Here is a 6,319-nt window from a genome sequence, read left to right as displayed (position 1 = left end):
GAGAGGTCGAGGGTGACGTGGAGGGTGGCGGCGGTGTCGGCCTCTTCCATCTCGGTCGCCTCGGGGTCGAAGCGTGCGGCTGCTTCGGCGACGAGCCGCTTCACGGTGGTGAAGGAGGCGGTGTGGATGAGGTGGGCGAGGTGGGCGTCGACGAACGCCGCGGCCTCCTGAGTGAGGGCGCGGGTGAGGTCGGTGACGCGGCGGACCCGCCACACCTGCACCTGACCGTCCAGCAGGCGCTGCCAGATCTTGGGCAGCCGGTAGCGGGCTTCGACGGCATCGGAGAGCAGCATCCGCCCGGAGTCGGTCGACCTGCCCAGGGCGGCGGCGAACTCGATGACGGCGAACTCCGACACCTCAGGTGCGCCGGGTCCGGCGAGCTCGAGCATGGTGTCGGCCCCTGGCATCCCGAACCGGGCCACCCACGCGTTCTCCGCTTCGGTGTGCGCGTCGTCGTCGGGCAGCCCGAACGTGCCGTACAGGTCGGGCATCAGAGCGCCGGTGGTGTGGCGGTCGGCCCACTCGCCGATCGCGATGAACCGGTCGCGGTCGGCCTGGTCAGCGGCCTTGTCGAGGTCGCGGATGGCGGTCAGCAGGTCACCGGTCGGGACAGGAGGAGAGTCCTGTGCCGAGTGGTCCTGGTGCCCGAGTGCCATGGCCAGATACTACTAGAACACCAGTTCGAAAGGAACCCTGGATGCGGGCCCCGGATCCAATCTGTGGAGGACGATCCAGCCGCAACCCGAGCGAGCACCTCGAGCTGCCGCAAGGGGTGAGCGGCGCGCAGCCAGGTACCGGAATCGAAGCCAACCGCGAGCACGGCTTCGAGAAATACAGGACCTGCTGCAGCGCGAACGTCCGGGCGCCCACCCACCCCGACCACCGAGTCCGAGGGGACCGGAGGGCGTGCCGTGAAAGGGGTTCACGAGGAACCCTCCAGTCGCCCCGTGGAGCAGGTTGCCTATCGGCGTACGGGGTCTCGAGACGGCGCTGGCGCGCCTCCTCGACCGGCGATGGGACAGCGCTGGCGCGCCTCGCACCTCAACCAGCGAACGAGCAGCGGGGGCCGAGGCCCAGGCGCATGACGACGGCGGTGGTGCCGTCGCGGTAGTAGCGCGGGCGCCGGTCGACCTCGGTGAACCCGCGGGCGGCGTAGAAGGCGAGGGCGGAGGCGTTGTCCTCGCGGACCTCGAGCAGCATCCGGTCCGCGCGGCCGGAGCGGGCGAGCGCGACGCACTCCTCGAGCAGGGCGGAGGCGACGCCGCAGCGGCGGGCGGAGGTGGAGACCGCGATGCGTTGGAGCTCGGCGACGTCGACCACGACGGAGACCACCGCGTGCCCGACGACCGCACCGGCGAGCTCGGCGACGAGGTAGTGCGCGTGCGGCACCTCGCCGCGCACCCCGGGCGCGACGAGGGCGGGCGGCCAGGCGTCGGCACCGAGGTTGTCGGCCTCGGAAGCGACGACGGCGTCGAGGTCCGCCTCGGCGGCGGGGCGGACCACGAGGGTCACGAGACCTGCTTGCGGGCGCTCGGCTCGACGGCGTCGGGGCGGCGCAGGTAGAGCGGCTCGGGGTCGAGGAGCTCGGCGCACTCCTCGGTGATCACGCGTGCCAGCCAGCCGGCGGACGGCCGGGTCGGGCCGGCGGCGGTCGGGAACGCGTCGGGGTAGAGCGCGGCCCCCTCCCCCACGACCGGCGAGGCAGTGGCGGCGTCGGCGGGCTTGAGGACGGCGGGGCCGTCGAGGCGAGCGCCGCCGGCGTCGTACGTCGCGAGGTAGACCTCCTTGCGCCGCGCATCGGTCGCCACGACGAAGTCGGAGGTCACCGCGCCGGTGTCGACGGCCTCGATCGCGAGCACGTCGAGCGAGCACACGCCGTAGACGGGGATCTCCAGCACGAACGCGAGGGTGCGGGCCGTGACCAGGCCGACGCGCAGGCCGGTGAACGGTCCCGGGCCGACGCCCACGCCGATGGCGGTGAGGTCCTGGCGGACCGCGCCGACGTCGAGCAGGCAGCGCTCGATGAGGGGGGCGAGCTGCTCCCCGTGCTTCATCGCCCGCTCGGCGACGTGCTCGGCGACGACGTCGGAGCCGTCGTGCAGGGCGACGGTGACGAGCGGGGTCGCGGTGTCGAGGGTGAGCAGCACGCCAGCGAGGTTAGCGGGCGGCCCGCTGGGCGTAGGCGGTGGCGGCGGCGTGCACGGCGTCGACGTACTCCTGCGCGTGGTTGTAGCTGTGGATCGCCGAGGCCCAGGTGGAGCCGGAGTCGAGGTCCTGGCCCGAGGCGCACAGGTAGCGCGCGGCGGTCGCCGCAGCGTCATCGAGGTCGTGCGGGTCCATCACGCCGTCCCCGTCGCCGTCGGCAGCCCACGGCTCCCACGAGGAGCGCAGGAACTGCATCGGGCCCACGGCGTGCTCCCAGACCGGGTCGCCGTGCCACTGGGCCGACTCCGGGGTCGAGCGGATCGCCGCGACCGGTCCCACGCCGTCGAGCGCCACCCCGATGATCGGCGGCTCCGAGCGACCGTCGACGGTCAGCGAGCGGCCGTCGATGGTGCCGTGGTGGGACTCCACCCAACCGATGCCGGCCAGGGTCGTCCACCCGAGGTCGCAGCCGCCGACCCGCGAGATCTGGGCGTCGGCGTACGCCCGGAGCGCGGGCTGCGGGATGCCGGTACGCCGGGCGGTCCGCTCCAGCCAGTCCTGGTCGACCAGCTGACCGGACACCGGGGTCGCGGCGGGCAGGTCGGCGGTCACGGGCACCGGCGCGGCGACGTACTCCGGCGGCGGGGTGAGGTCGAGCGTGCGCGGCGTCGCGTAGAGCCGCGACAGGCCGAACGCGGCGGCGGTCGCGAGCACCAGGAGCGTCGCGAACAGCAGGATCGCGCGCGGGCCGGAGATCACGAGGAGAGTGTGGGGTACGCCGGCCGGATCAGCCGAACCGGCCGTGGACGTAGTCGCTGGTACGCTCGTCCTGCGGGTTCTCGAACATCGCCCGGGTGTCGCCGTGCTCCACGATCACGCCGGGCGTGCCGTGCGCGGCGAGGAAGAACGCGCACTGCGAGGAGACGCGCGCCGCCTGCTGCATGTTGTGGGTGACGATCACGATGGTGACCTCGCGGGCCAGGTCAACCATCGTCTCCTCGATGACGCGGGTCGAGGTCGGGTCCAGCGCCGAGCAGGGCTCGTCCATCAGCAGCACGCGCGGCTTCACCGCCAGCGACCGGGCGATGCACAGCCGCTGTTGCTGACCGCCCGACAGGCCGCCACCCGGGGCGTCGAGGCGGTCCTTCACCTCGTTCCAGAGGCCGCCCTTCGTCAGGCAGGACTCCACGAGGTCGTCGCGCTCGGAGCGCGACGCCTTGGTGCCGGTCAGCTTGAGGCCGGCCAGCACGTTCTCCCGGATCGACATCGCGGGGAACGGGTTGGGCTTCTGGAACACCATCCCGATCGCGCGACGCGCCTCGATGAGCTTCTTGTCCGGGTGGTAGATGTCCTCGCCGTCCAGCCACACCTCACCGGCCAGCTGCGCGGACGGCACCAGCTCGTGCATCCGGTTGAGGATGCGCAGGAACGTCGACTTGCCGCACCCGGACGGTCCGATGAGCGCGGTGATCGCACCGGCCGGCATCGTCAGCGAGACCCGGTCCAGCACCTTGCGGTCCCCGAACCACGCGGTGATCTCCCGGGCGTCGAGCTCCGCGAGCCGCTGGTCGATCGGACGCTGGTCGACCTGACGCTGGTCGAACGGAGCCCGCGGGAGCGCGTCGTCGGGTACGGCGGGGATGACGGCCGTGGCGTCGGTGCTGCTCGTGGGGCTGGTCATGGGGGCGCTCTCGTTCCTGATTGGTGCGGGGGTGGTGCGAGTGGTCGCCCGGGAGCGACCACCCGCACCGGTGAAGCTGGGTGCTGCCGGGTGCTACTGGGTGCTACTTCTTCTTGACCTTGACGGTGACCTTCGTGGTCTGGTCACCGAAGGCCACGGTGTACTTCGTGGTCTTCTTGACCTTCTTCGCGACCAGCGTGGCCTTGCCGTTCTTCAGCATCGAGGAGTCGATCTCCTTCTTGCCCTTGAGCAGCGAGACCTCGCCCTCGGCGCCGGCGATGGTGACCTTGACCTTGGCGTTCTTGCCCTTCTTGACGGTCTTGGCCTTGGCCTTGATGACCACCTCGTCGGACACGACGACGGTGGCGTCGTCGCTGGAGGCGAGGAAGCCCTCACCCGGGTTCAGCGTGGCCGTGTAGGTGTGCGAGCCGGCCTCGACCGCCGAGAGGGTGACCTTGGCCTGGCCGGCGACGATCGCGACGTCCTCGGCGACGACGTCCTCGCCCTCGGTGAAGGTGACGGTGCCCGACGGCACGCCGCTCGTCGAGCCGAGGGTGGCGGTCAGGGTGACCTTGCCGGCCGACGGGCTGGTGGCGGCCAGGTCGGTGGTGGTCTCGGCGACCTCGTTGGTCGTGAAGTTGCTGGTCGCGGCCTGGGTCGCGACGCCGCAGGCCCCCTGGTTGGCCTCACGGGCCAGCTGCAGGAAGCCCGAGCCCTCGATGAGCGGGGCGGCGGCATCGGAGCAGAGGAAGCCGTCGGGGCCGAAGACCGCCTGGATGTCGGCACGGGACAGGTCGGTGCCGCGGACCACGTTGTAGAGCGCGCGGTTGGCCGCGAAGCCCGCGGTCAGCTTGATGGCGCTGCCGGCGGCCTTGGCGCGACCGGTGGAGAACGGCGCGACCGCGTTGGCGTCGCCCTGGATCGGGGCAGGGTCGTGCTCCTGGACCTCGGTGACCGAGCCGGCCAGCGCCACGTCGACGCCGTTGTTGGCGGTCTTGAGCTGAGCGACGAAGAACGAGCGGGTGCCCGAGCCGGCCTGCGGGATCAGCGGCTTGATGACACCGGGGCTGCCGCCGAGCTCACTCCAGTTGGTGACGGTGCCGTCGTAGATCTTGACCAGGTCCGCGGCCGAGATGGTGGCCGGGGCGTTGGACGGCACGGTGTTCGAGACGGCGAGCTTCAGGCCGTCCACGGCGAACGGGAAGGCCTGCAGGCCGGCGTTGACCTCGTTGGTGTTCAGCGCCGAGGAGGACCGAGCGAAGTCGATCTCGGCCACGTTGTTGTCGCCGTACAGGCGGCTCTTGCCGGCACCCGAGCCGTTGGGGCGGTCGATGGTGGTGCCCTGGGGGAACGTCAGCTGACCGCCGCCGCCGGCCTGGAAGGAGGCGATGCGGAAGCCGGTGTCGCCGTCGTTGAAGCCGGGGTGGCCGTCGAAGCCCTCGGCGACGTAGTGCATGGAGATCTCGGTGGTGTCCGAGCCGACACCGATCAGGTCGGCCGCGACCGGGGTGAAGGTCGGGTCGTAGGCCTCCTGGGCCGCCGAGGCGGAGGGGACGCCGAGCGCGAGGGTCGATGCGGCCACCGCCGCGACGACCCCGAGGACGGAGCCGCTGAGGGTCTTGCTTGCCTTCATGGTTTCGCTCTCTCTTGGTGGGGGTGGAGCTCGCGGCGCGGGTCCGGGTGACCCTCGACGCGGATGGATCGTCAGACGCCGGAAGGCGCCCGGTCAGGTGCTTGCATGGACGTTGCGGATCGGTTCACGAGCCGGTCACATCACGTTGGGGAGAAGTCGGACGAGCACGTCGGTGGTGACCCAGGCCAGGGCGATGACCACAGGGCTGGCGAGCACCCAGACGAGCACCGCGGACCAGCGCTGGCGTGCCGAGACGATCAGCAGCGTGGCCAGCACCAGCGCGGCCAGGCAGGTCGCGAGGAGCGGCAGCACCGTGACCTCGGAGGCCATCAGCTGCTCGCTCTCCGGGATCGCCGCCGGTCGCCCCGGCGGTGCGGGGAACGCGTCGTCGGCCTCGGCGTCGACGTACACCGCCTCTCCTGGGGTGAGCCCGGCAAGCCGGCCCTGGCCTTCGGCGGTGGCCAGGACGAGCCGGGCCACGCCCGCCTCCCGCGGCTGCGGCAGGGGGTCGCCGGTGCGCCGGACCCCGAGCACCCGGAAGGTGCGGGTGCCCTGGGCGACGACGACCTCGATGGTGTCGCCGGGCGTGAGGTCGGTGAGGTCGGCGAAGGGCCGGCCGTACATCGCTGCCCGGCCCATCAGGACCGAGGTGCCGTCCTGGCCGGGGAGGACGGTGTTGCGCTGGTGCCCGGGGCCGACGCGCAGGTCGCCGGAGGCGGTGCCCTCGACGACGACCTCCTCGAGGTCGAGCGCGGGGATGCGGACCAGTGCGACCGGATCGCCGACCGGCACGACCGGTCCGACCGGCGCGGTGGCCGACGCGATCTCGGTGCGGAACTGCGCGTAGAGCAGGTCCTGGG

General features: G+C 72.1%; 7 protein-coding genes. All 7 read right to left on the bottom strand.

The features are described from left to right. A partial coding sequence (locus A6R01_RS15135) for a DUF222 domain-containing protein (RefSeq protein WP_292607530.1) occupies nucleotides 1-656 on the bottom strand: 656 nt, incomplete at its 3' end. Between the two features lie 385 nt (nucleotides 657-1,041). After that, nucleotides 1,042-1,512 carry a ribosomal protein S18-alanine N-acetyltransferase gene (gene rimI, locus A6R01_RS15130; protein WP_292607527.1) on the bottom strand — a complete coding sequence of 157 codons (471 nt, stop codon included), beginning with the start codon at nucleotides 1,510-1,512 and terminating at the stop codon, nucleotides 1,042-1,044. Beyond that, nucleotides 1,509-2,147, bottom strand: coding sequence for a tRNA (adenosine(37)-N6)-threonylcarbamoyltransferase complex dimerization subunit type 1 TsaB (tsaB, locus tag A6R01_RS15125; RefSeq protein WP_292607524.1), 639 nt, complete (start codon nucleotides 2,145-2,147; stop codon nucleotides 1,509-1,511). The genes rimI and tsaB overlap by 4 nt, the downstream gene beginning before the upstream one ends. Nucleotides 2,148-2,157: 10 nt before the next feature. Next, complete coding sequence (locus A6R01_RS15120; RefSeq protein ID WP_292607521.1) at nucleotides 2,158-2,904, bottom strand: lytic murein transglycosylase; 747 nt, start codon at nucleotides 2,902-2,904, stop codon at nucleotides 2,158-2,160. Between the two features lie 28 nt (nucleotides 2,905-2,932). Next, on the bottom strand, nucleotides 2,933-3,826 hold the full coding sequence (locus A6R01_RS15115; RefSeq protein WP_292607518.1) for a phosphate ABC transporter ATP-binding protein: 894 nt from the start codon (nucleotides 3,824-3,826) through the stop codon (nucleotides 2,933-2,935). A gap of 103 nt (nucleotides 3,827-3,929) precedes the next feature. Then, entirely contained in the window at nucleotides 3,930-5,459 is a 1,530-nt protein-coding gene (locus tag A6R01_RS15110) for a substrate-binding domain-containing protein (RefSeq protein ID WP_292607515.1), read from the bottom strand. A 135-nt stretch (nucleotides 5,460-5,594) separates the two neighbouring features. Continuing rightward, a partial coding sequence (locus A6R01_RS15105) for a sortase (protein ID WP_292607513.1) occupies nucleotides 5,595-6,319 on the bottom strand: 725 nt, incomplete at its 5' end.

It is taken from the genome of Nocardioides sp. REDSEA-S30_B4 (assembly GCF_001627265.1).
Taxonomy (GTDB): Bacteria; Actinomycetota; Actinomycetes; order Propionibacteriales; family Nocardioidaceae; genus Nocardioides.
This window is presented reverse-complemented; position numbering and strand designations above follow the sequence as displayed.

What these genes read in the sequence shown, in the direction of transcription:
- A6R01_RS15115 (WP_292607518.1), bottom strand. Translation starts at nt 3,826, where the DNA reads ATGACCAGCCCCACGAGCAGCACCGACGCCACGGCCGTCATCCCCGCC.
- A6R01_RS15110 (WP_292607515.1), bottom strand. Translation starts at nt 5,459, where the DNA reads ATGAAGGCAAGCAAGACCCTCAGCGGCTCCGTCCTCGGGGTCGTCGCG.